Raw genomic sequence first — 16,787 nt, 5'->3', positions numbered from 1 at the left:
ATTTCAATTTCCGCTACATACTTGCAGGGATTACTTGAGTTCACATGTTCCTTCATTTCACGTATTGTCACCTATTGCTTCATTCCACATTTATGAGCTCAGCCATGCTCGCTGATAAAAGACACAAACGTATAAATCTCTCCGTAACGTTCACCCTCTGCCTCTACGGTATCCGTATCCAGGCGCTTCACAACCTTCAGCTCTTCCGGGCCTGCCGCCAGCCGGGTTACCACAGCGTGGCCCTCATTCCGCAGCCGGGCCGCCTCAGCAAGACCTTCCTGACGCCGCAGGGCATCGTACTGGACCAGTACCGGCAGTTCTTCCTCTTCGGTCACTCCGGATACACCATCCAGAATGCGGTTGGTCTTCAGTGAGAAGCCTGTCGACGGAATCGGGCGTCCAAACTGCTGAAGCAGATTGTCGTACCTTCCGCCGCTGCACACCGGGAAGCCCAGCTCCGAAGCATAACCTTCAAACGTCATGCCCGTATAATAGGAGAAATCACCGATCATCGTCAGATCAATCAGCACATGCTGAGAGACGCCGTATGCGACAAGCACCTCCCATACCTTGCATAAATGCTCAATGGAAGCGCGTGCCAGCGGATGGCTGCTGAGCTCCAGCGCCTGTCCGCAGATTTCCTTGCCTCCCCGCAGCCGCAGCAGTCCGTCCAGTTCCTTCTTCTGGGCTTCCGGCAGTTCCAGGCGGCGCAGCGTCTCCCGGAAAGCGACATAATCACGGCCCAGCAGATGACTCTTCAGCTCTTCCTGGGCCTGCGGGAGGCCGGATACCGCTTCCTGGAACAGACCGTCGAGGAAGCCTACATGCCCTATCGCAATTTTAAAAGATTTCACTCCCGCGGCCTCCAGCGAGGCAATTGCCAGTGCAACGACCTCAGCATCCGCCTCTGGTGAATCATCTCCGACAAGCTCCACTCCGGTCTGGAAGAATTCTGCTTCCCGGCCGGCCTCCTCTTCGATAGCACGGAAGACATTGGCATGATAGGACAGGCGCAGCGGCAGCGGTTCGTCCTTCAATAAGGAGGAGACTACGCGGGCAACGGGCGCTGTCATTTCTGAACGCAGCACGAGTGCCTGACCGCGGTTATTCAGTAATTTATACAACTTCTGGTCTGACGTGGAACTGGCCACACCGACCGTATCGTAATATTCAAGGGTGGGGGTAATCATCTGGCGGTAGCCCCAGCGGCTCATGCAGTGCAGCACATCGTTCTCAATCTTGCGCAGCTTCGTTACCGCACGCGGGAGATAATCCCGTACGCCGGCAGGCTTTTCGAATCCCTTTGGTTTGGACATCTTCACTTTTCACCTCATCAGATATCATAAGAAGCATCTTAAATCGCTTTAATATGGTAAAGTGGTAGTAAACTAAAGCAGTGGTAATATCGTATCACGGACTATCCTTTTGCGTCAACAATCTCCTTCTATACCCGCCGGTTTCGGAAGCTTGGACTATATATGTTAAGCAGCGCCTATCCATCCTCTCTTTGCCACCGTGATTACCTGCGAATATAATAAGCTGTAGAACATGAACTTCAGAATGTTTCATACGAAATATATAATATAATTGTACTTTATTTCCTGCATTAAGTATTCCCGGTATCTATTTCAGAGCAGAAAGAAGGACTGACGGCTTGAGTACATCCTATATGATCGGCGTTGATATTGGAACCACCAGCACCAAGGCTGTCCTCTTCGAGGAGAACGGAACAATCGTCACACAGAGCAACCAGGGCTATCCGCTGCATCAGCCTTCCCCTTCTGTAGCAGAACAGGACCCTGGTCAGATTCTGCAGGCTGTCCTGCACACTATCTCTTCAGTCATGCAGGACAGCCACGTCCCTCCTGGACAGGTTCTGCTTGTCTCCTTCAGCTCGGCCATGCACAGCGTGATTGCTGTAGATTCTTCCGGCAAACCGCTTACCGCCTGCATCACCTGGGCCGATAACCGGAGCAGTGCAGCTGCCCGGCGGCTGAAGAATGAACTGCACGGGCATGAGCTGTATATGCGGACAGGAACACCCGTCCATCCGATGTCTCCAATTACCAAGCTGATGTGGCTCGGTGAGGAGCATCCGGAGCTGTTCAGCCAGACCCATAAATTCATCTCCATTAAAGAATATATCTTCTTCAAGCTGTTCGGCAAATATGTAATTGATCACTCCATTGCCTCTTCTACAGGTATGTTCAATCTGGAGAAGCTTGACTGGGACGCTGAGGCGCTCCGTATCGCCGGAATTACTCCAGAACGTCTATCAAGACCGGTGCCCACCACGCAGATCCTGCAGGGGCTGCTTCCGGGACTTCCGGAAGAGCTTGGACTTCTGGCCGCCACACCGTTTGTCGTAGGCGCCAGTGATGGTGTCCTGTCCAATCTGGGGGTCGGTGCCATAGAGCCGGGGGTTATTGCCGCGACTATAGGAACCAGCGGTGCCATCCGCACCGTGGTCGACCGGCCGCTGACCGACCCGAAAGGGCGGACCTTCTGCTATGCACTAACGGACAAGCACTGGGTTATTGGCGGACCCGTGAATAATGGCGGCATGCTGTTCCGCTGGGTGCGTGATGAGTTCGCCGCCTCTGAGGTAGAGACCGCGAAGCGCCTCGGTATTGATCCTTATGAGGTTCTAACCCGGATCGCCGAGCAGGTACCGCCAGGCAGCAATGGCCTGCTCTTTCATCCCTATCTGACCGGTGAGCGTGCCCCGCTGTGGAACCCCGATGCGCGCGGCTCCTTCTTCGGACTGAGCATGAATCACCGCAAAGAGCATATGATCCGCTCTGTGCTGGAGGGTGTCATCTTCAATATGTATACCGTCCTGCTCGCTATGGAGGAAATTATCGGCCAGCCGGGCAGAATCCTGGCTACCGGCGGCTTCGCCCGCTCCGCTCTATGGCGGCAGATGATGGCGGACATATTTGATCAGGAGGTGGTAGTCCCTGAGAGCTTCGAGAGCTCCTGTCTTGGCGCCGTTGTCCTCGGGCTGTACGCCATCGGCCGGATCGATTCCTTCGATTCCGTATTCGGCATGATTGGCTCGACCCACCGCCATGAACCCGACCAGGCACATGCCAAAGTCTATAAGCAGCTGCTGCCCATCTATATCTCCGTATACCGCAGCCTCGAAGGCCAATATCAGGCGATTGCCGATTTCCAGCGCGAACAGGCCGGAGAGTAGTCTGCAATCCTGCCAATATATGAATAAAAGCGCCAACTGGCCCGCATCTGCGGCCAGTCGGCGCTTTTATCATTCTGGATTTGAAGTCCCCTTCATTACTGCATTTCAAGGCACCCAGCTACACTGTTGCTTTAGGCGCCCGCTTAACCTTCTGCGGCCCAGAGCCAAAGAGTACCCATGCCGGCTTCACATAACGGAAGACGAGGGCGACGACCAGCCAGGAGCCGGCGAAGGCTACCAGCCAGCCCCCGGCAATGGCAGCCGTGTAGGCAAGTGATCCGCCGTGCAGCGGCAGCTTTCTATAGAAGAAGAGCAGCGCCGGATGCAGCAGATATATCCCGAAGGAACAGGCGCCGGCAGAGATCAGCAATCTTGCCAGCAGGCTTCGCCCCGCTCCGTACAGCAGGAAGGACAGCTGGAACAGCACAAGACAAGAGAGCAGCGCATGAAGATTGGAGAAGCCTTCATACCATAGACTGTTGATGACCGTCTTCTTCGTATAATTGTTGAACCACAGCTCCACATGAACGATTCCTGCAGTGGCCCATATGAACCACAGCACAATCCAGCTTGCCCCCTTACCGGAGCGCCACCCTTCGCGTGTAGGAATCAGCCACTTTTTCAAAGAGCTGTAATATACCGCAATCGCTGCACCGAGCAGGAAATAAGAGAAGTACGTAATTGCAAGACTGCCCTTGGACAGCTGCCAGTATCCGTGATTAGCCATATATTTGTTCAGCAGCACGAATCCCCACTGTAAGGCCAGTCCGATGAGCGGTGCCCACACCGCCAGACGGCGGACCTTCTGCAGACACCAGAGCATGAGCGGGAACAGTACATAGAACTGAATTATGATAATAATATAGTACAGATGGGTATACGCCGTACCGGTCCACAGATATTTGCCGAATTTGGCCGCCTGCTCATTAAGAGGCATGCCCCATGTATGCCCGGCAGTCATTTTCAATATAAAGTACAGCACCGAGAAAACAAGATAAGGCACAATAATATAAATCAGCCTTCGGCTATAGAATTTCGCGAGAGTCTTCCCGCCAAGCGGACGGTCAATATAATTGTAGAACAGCACGAACCCGCTTAGGAATACAAACGAAGGTACAGCGAACTGGCTGAACTTGTTTATGAACAGAAACGGATGAAACAAAGAGGTATCCAGTGTTTCCGCCAGTGTCCGCGAAGTGGCGTGAATTGCTATGACCGCAATAATCGCTATCGCCCGGAATACATCAAGCTGCGGTATTCTTTCCTTTTGAGCCATTATCTTCCCTCCTGCCTAGACCCTCATCCCTGATGCCTGGGTTGGGGTCTGTTGAACTCTCATGATTTACTGATATCTTTACCTTCGAGCACTCTATTGGTGCTCCCGTGCACAGGCTTGTCCTTCACCGTAGGGGCAAGTGAACGCGGTACACTCCCGAATGCCACCCAGGACAGGCGGATGCGGCGGAACGCAAACTGCACAAGCATCCAGCTTCCTGCCAGCGCCGCAGCCAATCCCCCGTAAATATAGAATACATAGGTTAATGAATCTGTAGGAATTCCCGTTCCGAATCTTCTATACACTGCAAGCAGCAGAGGATGGATCAGATACACCGCAAATGAAACCTCACCCAGCCGGGTCAAAATAGCAACGATCACCTTCGGTGCCCTGCGGTAGATAAGAAAGGTGGCATACAGCAGCACCAGCGCTGACAGCATCGTATGTACATTCCAGAGCAGCTCGTACCAGAGCGAGTCCGTCCATATCCCGAAGTGGCGGGCTCTATACCATAATTGTACATGCGTGAAGGCTGCTCCGAGCCACAATGTAACAAGCAGCAGGATAAGCACTTTATACCTGGCAGCCAGTTCACGCCAAGGCTTCATCAGCCACAGCTTGATCGCTTCGAAATTAATGGCGATATAGGCGCCCAGCATATAATATGCCAGATACGAGATCGACAAGCTTCCTTTTTCCACAATATGCAGCTGATACTTGTTCCAGATAATGAATACCCACTGCAGCGCAAGTCCAATCGGAAAAGCCCAGCGCACCCACAGCCGTGAGCTCTGCAGCAGCTTAAGCAGCAACGGAAACAGCAGGTAGAACTGGATGCTGATGAATACGAAATACAAATGCGCATACGCCGAACCCGTAAATAAGGCACCCAGGAAGCCGGAGATGCTCTCTGCCAGAGGCTGTGTCAGCTTCCCATTCACGTACAGGGTCAATCCGTAATAGCCGATGGATACCAGCATATAGGGAAGCAGAATGTACTTCAGCCTGCGGCGGTAAAAGCTTCCGATCAGGCTCCCCGTCACGGGCCGCCCGTAATAATTATAGAACAGCACAAAGCTGCTTAGAAAAATAAACGACGGTGTACCGAATTTAAAGAAGATGTTGATCCAGTTTAACCAATAATAATAGGGTGACTGGAGTGCCAATTCTCCGGCCGCAAAAGATGATGAATGGACATGCAATACGCCCAATATCGCCAGAGCACGGTAAATATCCAGCTGGGGCAGACGTTCCTGTTTTGCTGCATTCACTTTAAGATTCCTCTTCTCTGCTATGATGGCTGTTCATAGACGCCAAGCGGAAGTGATACCTATCAGGAAGTCTGCCCCTGCTGATTATTTCATTCTGATATGTGCTGCGCGTCCGTATGCGGAAAGATCCGCTCCTGCACTTACAAGTATATCGCCAATATATACCCGCCGAACACTTAAAGGTTGCTTAAGATTGCTTAATTGCCTCAGGCTGCGAAGTTTACACAAGAAACCCTGCAGCTCCTGCGCAGATACACGCAATATGAAACTGCAGGGTAAGAGGTTACCTGGTGACTATTCTTCTACAGCCTTCTCTGCTGATCCCGGCGGACGCAGCTCACGCAGCGGATTGCCCCCGACGAACGAGCCCGCAGCTACATTCTTGTGCACGACAGAACCCGCGGCGACAACCGCCCAATCTCCAATCGTAACGCCGGGCAATATCGTTGTGTTGGCTCCAATCAGGACGTTCTCCCCGATAATGACTTCACCCAGCCTGTACTCTTTGATGAGGTATTCATGGGCAAGAATGGTCGTGTTATAGCCGATAACCGAGTTCTCACCGACCGAAATTTTCTCCGGAAAAAACACATCCACCATCGCCATTAGCCCAAACGCAGTATGCTTGCCCACCTTCATGCCGAGTACCCTGCGGTAAATCCAGTTCTTAAGCGGCAAGACCGGACAGTAGCGGGCAATCTGGATAAAAATAAAATTGCGCACGCCCTTCCACGGGCTCACCGTACGGTAAATATACCAGAGTGAATTATGGCCCTCCACCGGATAGCGGGTTAACTTTCTCACGGCTGCTTCGTCTCCTGCTCCACTATAGTATATAAGTCCTTCATGTCGTGGATGATGTAATCGGGGTTGTACTTCCGCAGCATTTCCTCACCTTTGAGTGACCAGGCGACCGCAGCTACACGCACACCCGCTGCCTTGGCAGACTGAATATCGACCGCACTGTCACCTACCATCAGGGTTCTGGCCGGATCAACACCCAGATTAGCAACCGCAGTTAGGACAGGCTCCGGATGCGGCTTCGCCTGACTGACATCATTGACCGTCACAATCGTCTCCATATACTTCAGCAGATCGAACATTTCCAGCGCTTTGAGTGTAGTTGGACGAATCTTCGTTGTCACAATCCCGAGCTTTATTCCCCGGCTTAACAGCCCTTCCATAGTCTCATTCACATGAGGAAAAGAACGGATTAGCTCATCATGATGCGCATAATTATATGAACGGTAAGAAAGCTCCAGCACGCTTGTGTCCTGCAGACCGGAGAACACGCTCATCTGCTGCTGGAGCGTAGTTCCCATATGGGGAATAATCTCTTCCCGGGTTAGAGCCGGGAGGTTATTCTCCTTCAGCGCATGCATGAACGAGCTGATGATCAGCTCATTAGTATTCACAATCGTTCCGTCCAAGTCAAATAACACGCATTCTATCATTAGTTCTACTACTCCTTTGTTTCCTTATCTTCAGATGAGTCCTTCGCCGGCTGGATAGGCTGAGGAGCCTTCTGCGGTGTATTCACTGCACTCTCGGGAACTACAGCATCTGCCGCTGCCGGTTTAGTGCTGACAATCGGATCAGAATAATGATCCTTCGGCTGACCGCTGACACGCCGTACAATGATCAATACAACTGCAACGAGAATGATCAGTAGTGCCAGCAGCTGTGAGATACGGACATTCCCGTATGCCGGATCGAAATACCCCTGCTCAAATCCCAGCCATTTCATCGGACTCCATAGACCGTTAATGAACGATGCCAAACCGCTGCTGCCGTTAAATCCTAGGCTGTCCGTACGTAAAGCTTCAATAAAGAAGCGGCCGATCGAATACCAGATGAAATAGGACATGAAGATTTCGCCGGCACGGACAAATTTCTGGCGGCGCAGCACCATGAGGAGCAGAATGCCCAGCAGGCTCCAGAGCGATTCATACAGGAAGGTCGGATGGTGAAACGCATCCCCTATGTACATTTGATTCACAATAAAGTCCGGCAGATGCAGCTTGTCACGCAGGAAAGATTCCTCTACAACGCCGCCGTAGGCTTCCTGATTGATGAAATTACCCCAACGGCCAATCATCTGACCGGCGAGCAGTCCAGGTGCACATATGTCCACGATACGCCAGAACGGATATCCCTTGTAACGGAAATAAATAATTCCGCAGATGATCGCCCCGATCAGCGCGCCATAAATAGCAATACCGCCATTCCAGACTTTGAATATATCCAACAAGTTGTCCTTATAATCTTCCCACTTGAACGCTACAAAATAAATCCGCGCGCCAATGATCGCTGAAGGAACTCCGAGCAGCAGCATGTCCATGAAGAACTCCTGCGGAATGTTGTAGCGTTTGCCTTCTTGAATAGCAAGGAATAATCCGGCTAATGCACCAAGACCCAGTATCAAACCATACCAGTGAACAGGCAGCGAACCGATGGAGAAGACAATCGGATTAATCGCTAATGAAAAAAACATGCTCTCACACTCCTAGTCCAGATCATCCATGTCTTCTGAGATGGTGGCTGTAAGTTTATTCGTAAATTGTAGAGCCGCGTTAAAGCCCATTTGTTTCAACCGGTAGTTCATCGCTGCAACCTCGATAATTACCGCAAGGTTACGTCCCGGACGTACGGGGATCGTTACAAGCGGCACATCAGTGTCAATGATCCGTGTAGTCTCCTCGTCCAGTCCGAGCCGGTCATATTGTTTATCCTGCTGCCAGGCCTCGAGTCTAACGACCAGTGTGATCCGCTTATGATTACGGATGGCCCCGGCACCGAAGAGAGTCATTACATTAATAATCCCTACCCCACGGATTTCGAGCAAATGACGAATGAGCTCCGGAGCTGTACCATGCAGCTGGTTATCCGAGGTCTGACGGATCTCTACGGCATCATCGGCGATCAGGCGGTGCCCGCGTTTAACCAGTTCGAGCGCCGTTTCACTTTTACCGATACCGCTGCTGCCTGTAATCAGCATACCTACACCATATACATCACAGAGAACACCGTGGATTGTTGCCGTAGGTGCCAGTCTGCCTTCCAGGAAGCTTGTCAGTCTGCTCGAGAAAATAGTGGTCGCCATTGAGCTGCGCAGCACAGGTAATCCCTTTTCATTACTGATCTCAATAAGCTCCTGCGGAACATCCAGTGCACGGGTAATTACAATACAAGGGGTATTATCGTTGCAAATCCCGCGAATCCGGCTTTTGCGTTCTTCCTCAGGTAACATTGAGAAAAAGGCCAGCTCTGTTTTGCCCAGCAGCTGAACACGTTCTTCAGGATAATATTCGAAATAACCGGCCATTTCCAGTCCCGGACGATTCAAATCATCCACTGTAATCGGTCTTTTCAGACCCTCTTGTCCGGAAACAACCTCTAATTGAAAATGCTGTACCAGTTCTGATACCTTTACCTTCTTAGCCATGTATGTCCGTCCTTTCGTCACCTGCGGTTGTGCCCGTTTCCTGCACCCGGGTTCACAACTTTTCCCATTCCAGCTACAGGTAATTCTCCTGCTATCTTAATTGATAACGCCTATGAATGCAATCTTATTACCTACGGTATTGCTAAGCCTGTCCTGACGGAATCCCCTGCTTTCCGGGTCCTTGGACCAATACGTTTTATCTCAGCTCTACACGCCCAATACAAGAAAAAGCCGCCTGTGAGGGCGGCTTTCTTCTATTATAACCTATATCCCGCTGTGCTTCGTCTTATCCCAGCAGAATGTTCAGTTCGGACTCTTTATCGAAGAGGTGAATTTTGTTCATGTCGATTGCCAATTTAGGCTTGCTGCCTTCACGGGTAGTGGAACGTCCATCTACACGGGCAATTACAGTGTTAGCGCCAAGGCCGCTCAAGTAGAGGAGCATTTCATGACCAAGGTTTTCAGTAACATCAACGAGCGAAGTGAAGATTGTGTTAGGGGAAGCTTCCAGGAATACTGGCTCTTCATGAATATCTTCTGGACGAACGCCCATGATTACATCTTTGCCGATATAACCTTTGTTGCGCAGGATTGTAGCTTTGCCGCCTGGAACTTCAACATCAAGGTTATCTGCGCGGAAGCGGACAGCGCCGCCAACATCGGAGAGTGTACCATTGATAAAGTTCATTGTTGGGGATCCGATGAATCCTGCAACGAACAGGTTTGTAGGCTCATTGTACAATTCTTCAGGGGAAGCTGCTTGTTGAATGATACCATCGTACATAACTACGATACGGTCACCCATTGTCATAGCTTCTGTCTGGTCATGCGTTACATAGATACAAGTGGTTTCAAGACGTTTAACCAGCTTAGTGATTTCAGCACGCATTTGACCACGAAGTTTAGCATCCAAGTTGGAAAGAGGCTCATCCATCAGGAAGACTTGCGGATCACGGACAATAGCGCGGCCCAGAGCGACACGTTGGCGTTGACCACCGGACAGTGCCTTAGGTTTGCGTTCCAGCAAATGCTCGATATCGAGGATTCTTGCTGCTTCGCGCACTTTCTTGTCGATTTCTTCTTTCTTCACTTTACGCAGTTTCAGACCGAAAGCCATGTTCTGATACACGCTCATATGCGGGTACAGGGCGTAGGATTGGAATACCATCGCGATATCGCGGTCTTTAGGAGCCACGTCATTCACTACACGGTCACCAATGTACATTTTACCTTCAGAGATTTCTTCAAGACCTGCGATCATACGCAGTGTTGTGGATTTACCGCAACCGGAAGGACCAACCAGTACGAGAAATTCCTTATCTTTAATATCAAGATTGATATCGATTACTGTTGCTTTATCAGAACCCGGGTATTTTTTGAAAATATGCTCTAAACGTACGCCTGCCATTGTATTTCCCCCTCGAGTCAATTATTGGATTAGAAAATCAAACGCTTTCTTGTACACTTATCTTACCCCAGACCAGGCCTCCTGGCTATTTGTAAGGTTCACAAAAATCCTATTTTCTTTTCGTCACTTTATACAATAACATGGCTAACTTCACAATCGCCGCATCCCCGAAACTGCGGACATCGGCTCCCGTTTCCTGTTTGATCTTGTCGAGTCTGTACAGGAGTGTATTCCGGTGGATATACAGCTTCTTCGCGGTTTCGCTGACATTGCAGTCCATTTCAAAAAAAGTCTCCAGCGTCAACAGCATTTCCTTATCCGCCAGCACAGCCGTATAATCACCGATCTGACCCAGCAGCTGTCTGCGGCGGTCATCGGGGATACTGTTCACCAGACGCTCCATATGAAGCTCCCACGGCAGATGGATATAATCGCCTACCTGGAAAATCCGGCCCAGAATAATCGTCTCGCGCAGCAGAGCAACGGAGCCTGTCAGGCCTTTAACCGGAATGATGGCCGGAGAAACCGCCAGATGGAAGACGCCAACCCATTCACTGGCGATCAGTTCATGCAGTCCCATAGAGGTCTGAGACAGCAGATCCTCAGCACTTTCTTCCTCATCTTCCTTATCATCTCCGCCGGTGAGCAGTTCCTTACGGGCTAAAATTAACCATTCCTTATCCAACAGGGGAATTAGCAGAACTTCGTTCTCGAAATAACTGCGCAGCAGCTTCATTAACGAACGGTATGTCATCTGCGGATTATGGACATTCTCACTAACCAGCAAAAAAGGAATCATTTCCCCGAACAGCCGGCCTTTCAGCGTAATATCATCCGGAATCTCTGCATCATCCTTTTCTTGCTCAAGCTGCGAGTTCAACCAGCCGCTAAGCTGACGGGCCTCCATCTCTCCTTCTTCCTTAAGCCCGGTAGCCTTGAGGGCTACCGCGAAATTACGGCCCGCATAATTGACCAGCTGCAGTTCCAGAGGCGACAGCCCTTCTGTCTCCACCCACACCGCGGTTATACGCCCGTCATTCTCATATAGGGGAATCCACAAATATCCCTCATGAAAGACTGCCTGCTCTTGATCCTTCTCCGTGCCCATGCCAAAAAGAGAAGCTGAATGCTGCCTCCCGAGCTGCTTGATTCCGGTTCTCTTTCCGGTGAGTTGCTCCAATTTTTGACGCAAAACCTCACTATCCATCGTCACCATTCTCCACCACTTTTGCTCTTTTCGCCTATTTTATCATATTTTGCTGCAAATTGCGGAATAGCTCTCCTGAACCCTGAGTGACATTTGATCAGTTGTGAATCAAAAGTCTATTTTGCTGCATAATGCTTCTTGGCTGGAGGCAGACTTACCGGATTCATCTTTTTCAAAGTCTTATGCATCCAGATCCCGGCAATGGCTCCTTCGCCCATAGCGACCGTCGCCTGCTCCGCATGCACTGCAACATCTCCTGCCACCCATACATGCTCAATATTAGTCATTAATGAACGTTTATTCGCCTCCACATGCTTGTTCTTATGAAGCGTTACTCCCAGCTGTGCAGCTAGCTCAGAATGTACCGGATTCCGGCCAAAAGCAATAAATCCGCGCTCTGCCGGCAGAACCTCACCGTTCTCCAAGGCTACCGCCTTAATTCTTCCGTTCTCTTCCTTAATGCGGGCAACCGGTTCTTCGATATACTGTATATCCTCATCCCGCAGCCGATTACGATTTTCCGCCGAGACGGGTGTACATTCATGATTAATGTAGGTCAAGTCACCTGTGCGTTCCCTTAAAACAAAAGCCATATTAGCGCCTACATCACCAGAGCCTATCAATACGGTCTGCCGGTTCTGAATTTCAAAACCATCACAGTCCGGGCAAACATAGATCGTCATGCCAAGGGCAGGCCGTAAGCCCGGCAGCTCAGGAAACCGGTCCATTACTCCAGTAGCAAGCAACAGAGTCCGGCCTACATATTGCTGCCCCCCGGTTCCGTGAAGTATGAATAATTCATCCGGCTTCTCGGCCTTAACTATTCTATCCTTCTGAAAGCCTACACCTGCCCTTTCCGCCTGAAGCCTCCCCTTGGCCCGCAGTTCCTCACCCGGCACACCGTCAGGCCAGCCCAATATATTATGATAATTCCAGCATATGCTTGATCTTCCGCCTCCTGCATCAATTACAAGCACCTGATGGACCGAGTAACGTCCCAATTGAATAGCCGCCTGAAGCCCCGCAAAACCGCCGCCCACTATAATCGCATCATAGATCAATTGTCATTTCCTCATTTCTACAGCATTATAGACTTATAATTAAACGAGGGGAGCTATTTTAAACGAAATCCGGGTAATTTATATACTTTTTAATATTCAGACCTCCAGAAAACATAAAAAAAGCCATCACATGAACGTGATGACTTGATTGGGATGAGCCATGAAGGACTCGAACCTTCGACACCCTGATTAAAAGTCAGGTGCTCTACCAACTGAGCTAATGGCTCATAAAAAGGGATGGAGGCTGATGGATTCGAACCACCGAACACGTACGTGAGCAGATTTACAGTCTGATGCGTTTGGCCACTTCGCTAAGCCTCCATAATGGTGGCGCGGGAGGGAATCGAACCCCCGACACAAGGATTTTCAGTCCTTTGCTCTACCGACTGAGCTACCGAGCCATAAAAACAAGCCTTAAAACAAAAAAAATGGCGGAACCGACGGGATTCGAACCCGCGATCTCCTGCGTGACAGGCAGGCATGTTAGGCCAACTACACCACGGTTCCACAATTTAATGTAAAAAATGGTGCCGGCGAGAGGACTTGAACCCCCAACCTACTGATTACAAGTCAGTTGCTCTACCAGTTGAGCTACACCGGCACGGTGTAAGGTGGATCTAAGATTTAAAAATGGTGGAGGCTGAGGGGTTCGAACCCCCGACCCTCTGCTTGTAAGGCAGATGCTCTCCCAGCTGAGCTAAGCCTCCGGGTATGTATGGTAGCGGCAGAGGGGATCGAACCCCCGACCTCACGGGTATGAACCGTACGCTCTAGCCAGCTGAGCTACGCCGCCACACTACAAGTATTGGATTTATAATGGCGGAGAGAGAGGGATTCGAACCCTCGCACCGCTTACGCAGTCTAACCCCTTAGCAGAGGGTCCCCTTATAGCCACTTGGGTATCTCTCCAAATAAATGGTAGCCATGTAAATCCGCACAGGAAATTAATTCCTGAAAACTGAATCCGAAACGAATCTGCGCTCTAAGAATTTGGATAAGCCCTCGACCGATTAGTATTGGTCAGCTCCATGCATTGCTGCACTTCCACCTCCAACCTATCTACCTCGTCGTCTTCAAGGGGTCTTACTAATTGGGAAATCTCATCTTGAGGGGGGCTTCACGCTTAGATGCTTTCAGCGCTTATCCCGTCCGTACGTAGCTACTCAGCCATGCTCCTGGCGGAACAACTGATGCACCAGCGGTACGTCCATCCCGGTCCTCTCGTACTAAGGACAGCTCCTCTCAAATTTCCTGCGCCCACGACAGATAGGGACCGAACTGTCTCACGACGTTCTGAACCCAGCTCGCGTACCGCTTTAATGGGCGAACAGCCCAACCCTTGGGACCTACTTCAGCCCCAGGATGCGATGAGCCGACATCGAGGTGCCAAACCTCCCCGTCGATGTGGACTCTTGGGGGAGATAAGCCTGTTATCCCCAGGGTAGCTTTTATCCGTTGAGCGATGGCCCTTCCATGCGGTACCACCGGATCACTAAGTCCGACTTTCGTCCCTGCTCGACTTGTTGGTCTCGCAGTCAAGCTCCCTTATGCCTTTGCACTCTTCGAATGATTTCCAACCATTCTGAGGGAACCTTTGAACGCCTCCGTTACTCTTTAGGAGGCGACCGCCCCAGTCAAACTGCCCGCCTGACACGGTCCCCGTACCCGATTAGGGTACCAGGTTAGAACCTAGATACGATCAGGGTGGTATCCCAACGGCGCCTCCGCAGAAGCTTGCGCTCCTGCCTCAACGGCTCCCACCTATCCTGTACAGATCGTACCCAAATTCAATATCAAGCTGCAGTAAAGCTCCATGGGGTCTTTCCGTCTTGTCGCGGGTAACCTGCATCTTCACAGGTATTAAAATTTCACCGGATCTCTCGTTGAGACAGCGCCCAAGTCGTTACGCCATTCGTGCGGGTCAGAATTTACCTGACAAGGAATTTCGCTACCTTAGGACCGTTATAGTTACGGCCGCCGTTTACTGGGGCTTCGGTTCACAGCTTCGGATTGCTCCTAACCACTCCCCTTAACCTTCCAGCACCGGGCAGGCGTCAGCCCGTATACTTCGCCTTGCGGCTTCGCACAGACCTGTGTTTTTGCTAAACAGTCGCTTGGGCCTTTTCACTGCGGCCCCCTCGGGCTATTCACCCTACCGAGGCACCTCTTCTCCCGAAGTTACGAGGTCATTTTGCCGAGTTCCTTAACGAGAGTTCTTCCGCGCGCCTTAGAATTCTCTTCTCGCCTACCTGTGTCGGTTTGCGGTACGGGCACCTTCTCCTGGCTAGAGGCTTTTCTTGGCAGTGTGAGATCATGACCTTCGCTACTACAATTTTCGCTCCCCATCACAGCCCAGCCTTAGTGATGTGCGGATTTGCCTACACATCAGCCTCACTGCTTAGACGGACATATCCATCAGTCCGCGTCACTACCCTCCTGCGTCACCCCATCGCTCATAGCGGATTACGGTGGTACAGTAATTTCAAACTGTTGTCCTTCGACTACGCCTTTCGGCCTCGCCTTAGGTCCCGACTTACCCTGAGCGGACGAGCCTTCCTCAGGAAACCTTGGGCTTTCGGCGGATCAGATTCTCACTGATCTTTTCGTTACTCATACCGGCATTCTCACTTGTATGCTGTCCAGCGCTCCTTACGGTACACCTTCAACCTGCATACAACGCTCCCCTACCCCAGATGCAAAGCATCTAGCCATAGCTTCGGTGGTGTGTTTAGCCCCGTTACATTTTCGGCGCAGAGTCACTCGACCAGTGAGCTATTACGCACTCTTTCAATGGTGGCTGCTTCTAAGCCAACATCCTGGTTGTCTGTGCAACTCCACATCCTTTCCCACTTAACACACACTTGGGGACCTTAGCTGATGGTCTGGGCTGTTTCCCTTTTGACAATGGATCTTAGCACTCACTGTCTGACTCCCGGCAAGAAGTTAATGGCATTCGGAGTTTGACTGAGCTTGGTAACCCTTGCGGGCCCCGCACCCAATCAGTGCTCTACCTCCACCACTCCATTCACCGAGGCTAGCCCTAAAGCTATTTCGGGGAGAACCAGCTATCTCCGAGTTCGATTGGAATTTCTCCGCTACCCCCACCTCATCCCCGCATTTTTCAACATGCGTGGGTTCGGGCCTCCAGTGCGTGTTACCGCACCTTCACCCTGGACAGGGGTAGATCACACGGTTTCGGGTCTACGTCCACATACTTAGTCGCCCTATTCAGACTCGCTTTCGCTGCGGCTCCGGCTTCTCACCTTAACCTTGCATGTTAAACGTAACTCGCCGGTTCATTCTACAAAAGGCACGCCATCACCCATAGATCGGGCTCTGACTTTTTGTAAGCACACGGTTTCAGGTTCTATTTCACTCCCCTTCCGGGGTGCTTTTCACCTTTCCCTCACGGTACTGTTTCACTATCGGTCGCCAGGTAGTATTTAGCCTTAGCAGATGGTCCTGCTGGATTCATACGGGGTTTCACGTGCCCCGCACTACTCGGGATCCGTCTCGGAGAGAACACAGTTTAGGCTACAGGGCTTTTACCTCTATCGCGGGCCTTTCCAGACCTCTTCGCCTACCATATTCCTTTGTAACTCCATGTGAGACGTCCCACAACCCCAAGAGGCAAGCCCCTTGGTTTAGGCTGTTCCGCGTTCGCTCGCCGCTACTGACGGAATCACTATTGTTTTCTCTTCCTCAGGGTACTTAGATGTTTCAGTTCCCCTGGTCTGCCTCTGCGTATCCTATGTATTCAGATACGAGTAACTGCGAATTACCACAGCTGGGTTTCCCCATTCGGACACCCCCGGATCAAAGCTTGCTTACAGCTCCCCGAGGCAGTTTCGTTGTTCGCCACGTCCTTCGTCGGCTCCTGGCGCCTAGGCATCCTCCGTGTGCTCTTATTAGCTTAACCA

At 51.1% G+C, this 16,787-nt stretch carries 11 protein-coding genes, 8 tRNA genes and 1 rRNA gene; 1 reads left to right on the top strand and 19 read right to left on the bottom strand.

Annotated elements, in window-relative coordinates:
* Window positions 1-98: 98 nt before the first annotated feature.
* Window positions 99-1,316 (bottom strand): ATP phosphoribosyltransferase regulatory subunit, encoded by a 1,218-nt coding sequence (locus NSU01_RS00745; protein ID WP_042132740.1) that lies wholly within the window; start codon window positions 1,314-1,316, stop codon window positions 99-101.
* Between the two features lie 338 nt (window positions 1,317-1,654).
* Here NSU01_RS00745 and gntK point away from each other — a divergent pair, with 338 nt between their 5' ends.
* A complete protein-coding gene (gntK, locus tag NSU01_RS00740; protein ID WP_179093480.1) occupies window positions 1,655-3,199 on the top strand; it encodes a gluconokinase in 1,545 nt (514 codons plus the stop codon).
* Between the two features lie 118 nt (window positions 3,200-3,317).
* Here gntK and NSU01_RS00735 read toward each other — a convergent pair whose 3' ends face one another.
* From NSU01_RS00735 to NSU01_RS00650, 18 genes are all read right to left on the bottom strand, one after another.
* Complete coding sequence (locus tag NSU01_RS00735) at window positions 3,318-4,475, bottom strand: acyltransferase (protein ID WP_042132739.1); 1,158 nt, start codon at window positions 4,473-4,475, stop codon at window positions 3,318-3,320.
* Between the two features lie 59 nt (window positions 4,476-4,534).
* Window positions 4,535-5,746, bottom strand: a complete 1,212-nt coding sequence (locus NSU01_RS00730; RefSeq protein WP_042132738.1) for an acyltransferase — start codon at window positions 5,744-5,746, stop codon at window positions 4,535-4,537.
* Between the two features lie 294 nt (window positions 5,747-6,040).
* Window positions 6,041-6,550, bottom strand: coding sequence for an acyltransferase (locus NSU01_RS00725; protein ID WP_076243413.1), 510 nt, complete (start codon window positions 6,548-6,550; stop codon window positions 6,041-6,043).
* Complete coding sequence (gene ppaX, locus NSU01_RS00720) at window positions 6,547-7,200, bottom strand: pyrophosphatase PpaX (RefSeq protein ID WP_076243412.1); 654 nt, start codon at window positions 7,198-7,200, stop codon at window positions 6,547-6,549. Before ppaX ends, NSU01_RS00725 begins: the two co-directional genes overlap by 4 nt.
* Window positions 7,201-7,208: 8 nt before the next feature.
* Window positions 7,209-8,240, bottom strand: coding sequence for a prolipoprotein diacylglyceryl transferase (gene lgt, locus NSU01_RS00715; protein WP_076243411.1), 1,032 nt, complete (start codon window positions 8,238-8,240; stop codon window positions 7,209-7,211).
* A gap of 12 nt (window positions 8,241-8,252) precedes the next feature.
* Window positions 8,253-9,191 carry an HPr(Ser) kinase/phosphatase gene (hprK, locus tag NSU01_RS00710; RefSeq protein ID WP_042132736.1) on the bottom strand — a complete coding sequence of 313 codons (939 nt, stop codon included), beginning with the start codon at window positions 9,189-9,191 and terminating at the stop codon, window positions 8,253-8,255.
* Between the two features lie 286 nt (window positions 9,192-9,477).
* Complete coding sequence (gene ugpC / locus NSU01_RS00705) at window positions 9,478-10,599, bottom strand: sn-glycerol-3-phosphate ABC transporter ATP-binding protein UgpC (RefSeq protein WP_039302337.1); 1,122 nt, start codon at window positions 10,597-10,599, stop codon at window positions 9,478-9,480.
* Window positions 10,600-10,708: 109 nt separating this feature from the next.
* Window positions 10,709-11,806, bottom strand: a complete 1,098-nt coding sequence (locus NSU01_RS00700) for a helix-turn-helix domain-containing protein (RefSeq protein ID WP_076243410.1) — start codon at window positions 11,804-11,806, stop codon at window positions 10,709-10,711.
* Between the two features lie 116 nt (window positions 11,807-11,922).
* Window positions 11,923-12,867 (bottom strand): NAD(P)/FAD-dependent oxidoreductase, encoded by a 945-nt coding sequence (locus tag NSU01_RS00695; RefSeq protein ID WP_076243409.1) that lies wholly within the window; start codon window positions 12,865-12,867, stop codon window positions 11,923-11,925.
* A 154-nt stretch (window positions 12,868-13,021) separates the two neighbouring features.
* A tRNA-Lys gene (locus tag NSU01_RS00690) sits at window positions 13,022-13,094 on the bottom strand.
* An 11-nt stretch (window positions 13,095-13,105) separates the two neighbouring features.
* Window positions 13,106-13,188 (bottom strand) — tRNA-Tyr (locus NSU01_RS00685).
* A 4-nt stretch (window positions 13,189-13,192) separates the two neighbouring features.
* Window positions 13,193-13,268, bottom strand: a tRNA-Phe gene (locus NSU01_RS00680).
* 28 nt (window positions 13,269-13,296) lie between these two features.
* Window positions 13,297-13,374 (bottom strand) — tRNA-Asp (locus NSU01_RS00675).
* Between the two features lie 18 nt (window positions 13,375-13,392).
* Window positions 13,393-13,468: transfer RNA gene (locus NSU01_RS00670), tRNA-Thr, on the bottom strand.
* A 30-nt stretch (window positions 13,469-13,498) separates the two neighbouring features.
* Window positions 13,499-13,574 (bottom strand) — tRNA-Val (locus NSU01_RS00665).
* Between the two features lie 9 nt (window positions 13,575-13,583).
* Window positions 13,584-13,660 (bottom strand) — tRNA-Met (locus tag NSU01_RS00660).
* Window positions 13,661-13,684: 24 nt separating this feature from the next.
* Window positions 13,685-13,776: transfer RNA gene (locus NSU01_RS00655), tRNA-Ser, on the bottom strand.
* A gap of 81 nt (window positions 13,777-13,857) precedes the next feature.
* Window positions 13,858-16,786: ribosomal RNA gene (locus NSU01_RS00650) — 23S ribosomal RNA — on the bottom strand.
* Window position 16,787: the final 1 nt, after the last annotated feature.

The organism is Paenibacillus sp. FSL H8-0259 (genome assembly GCF_037963255.1).
GTDB classification, from domain to species: Bacteria; Bacillota; Bacilli; order Paenibacillales; family Paenibacillaceae; genus Paenibacillus_AQ; species Paenibacillus_AQ phytohabitans.
Note: the sequence above shows the minus strand (reverse complement) of the source record. Positions and strands in the feature narration are given on the sequence as shown.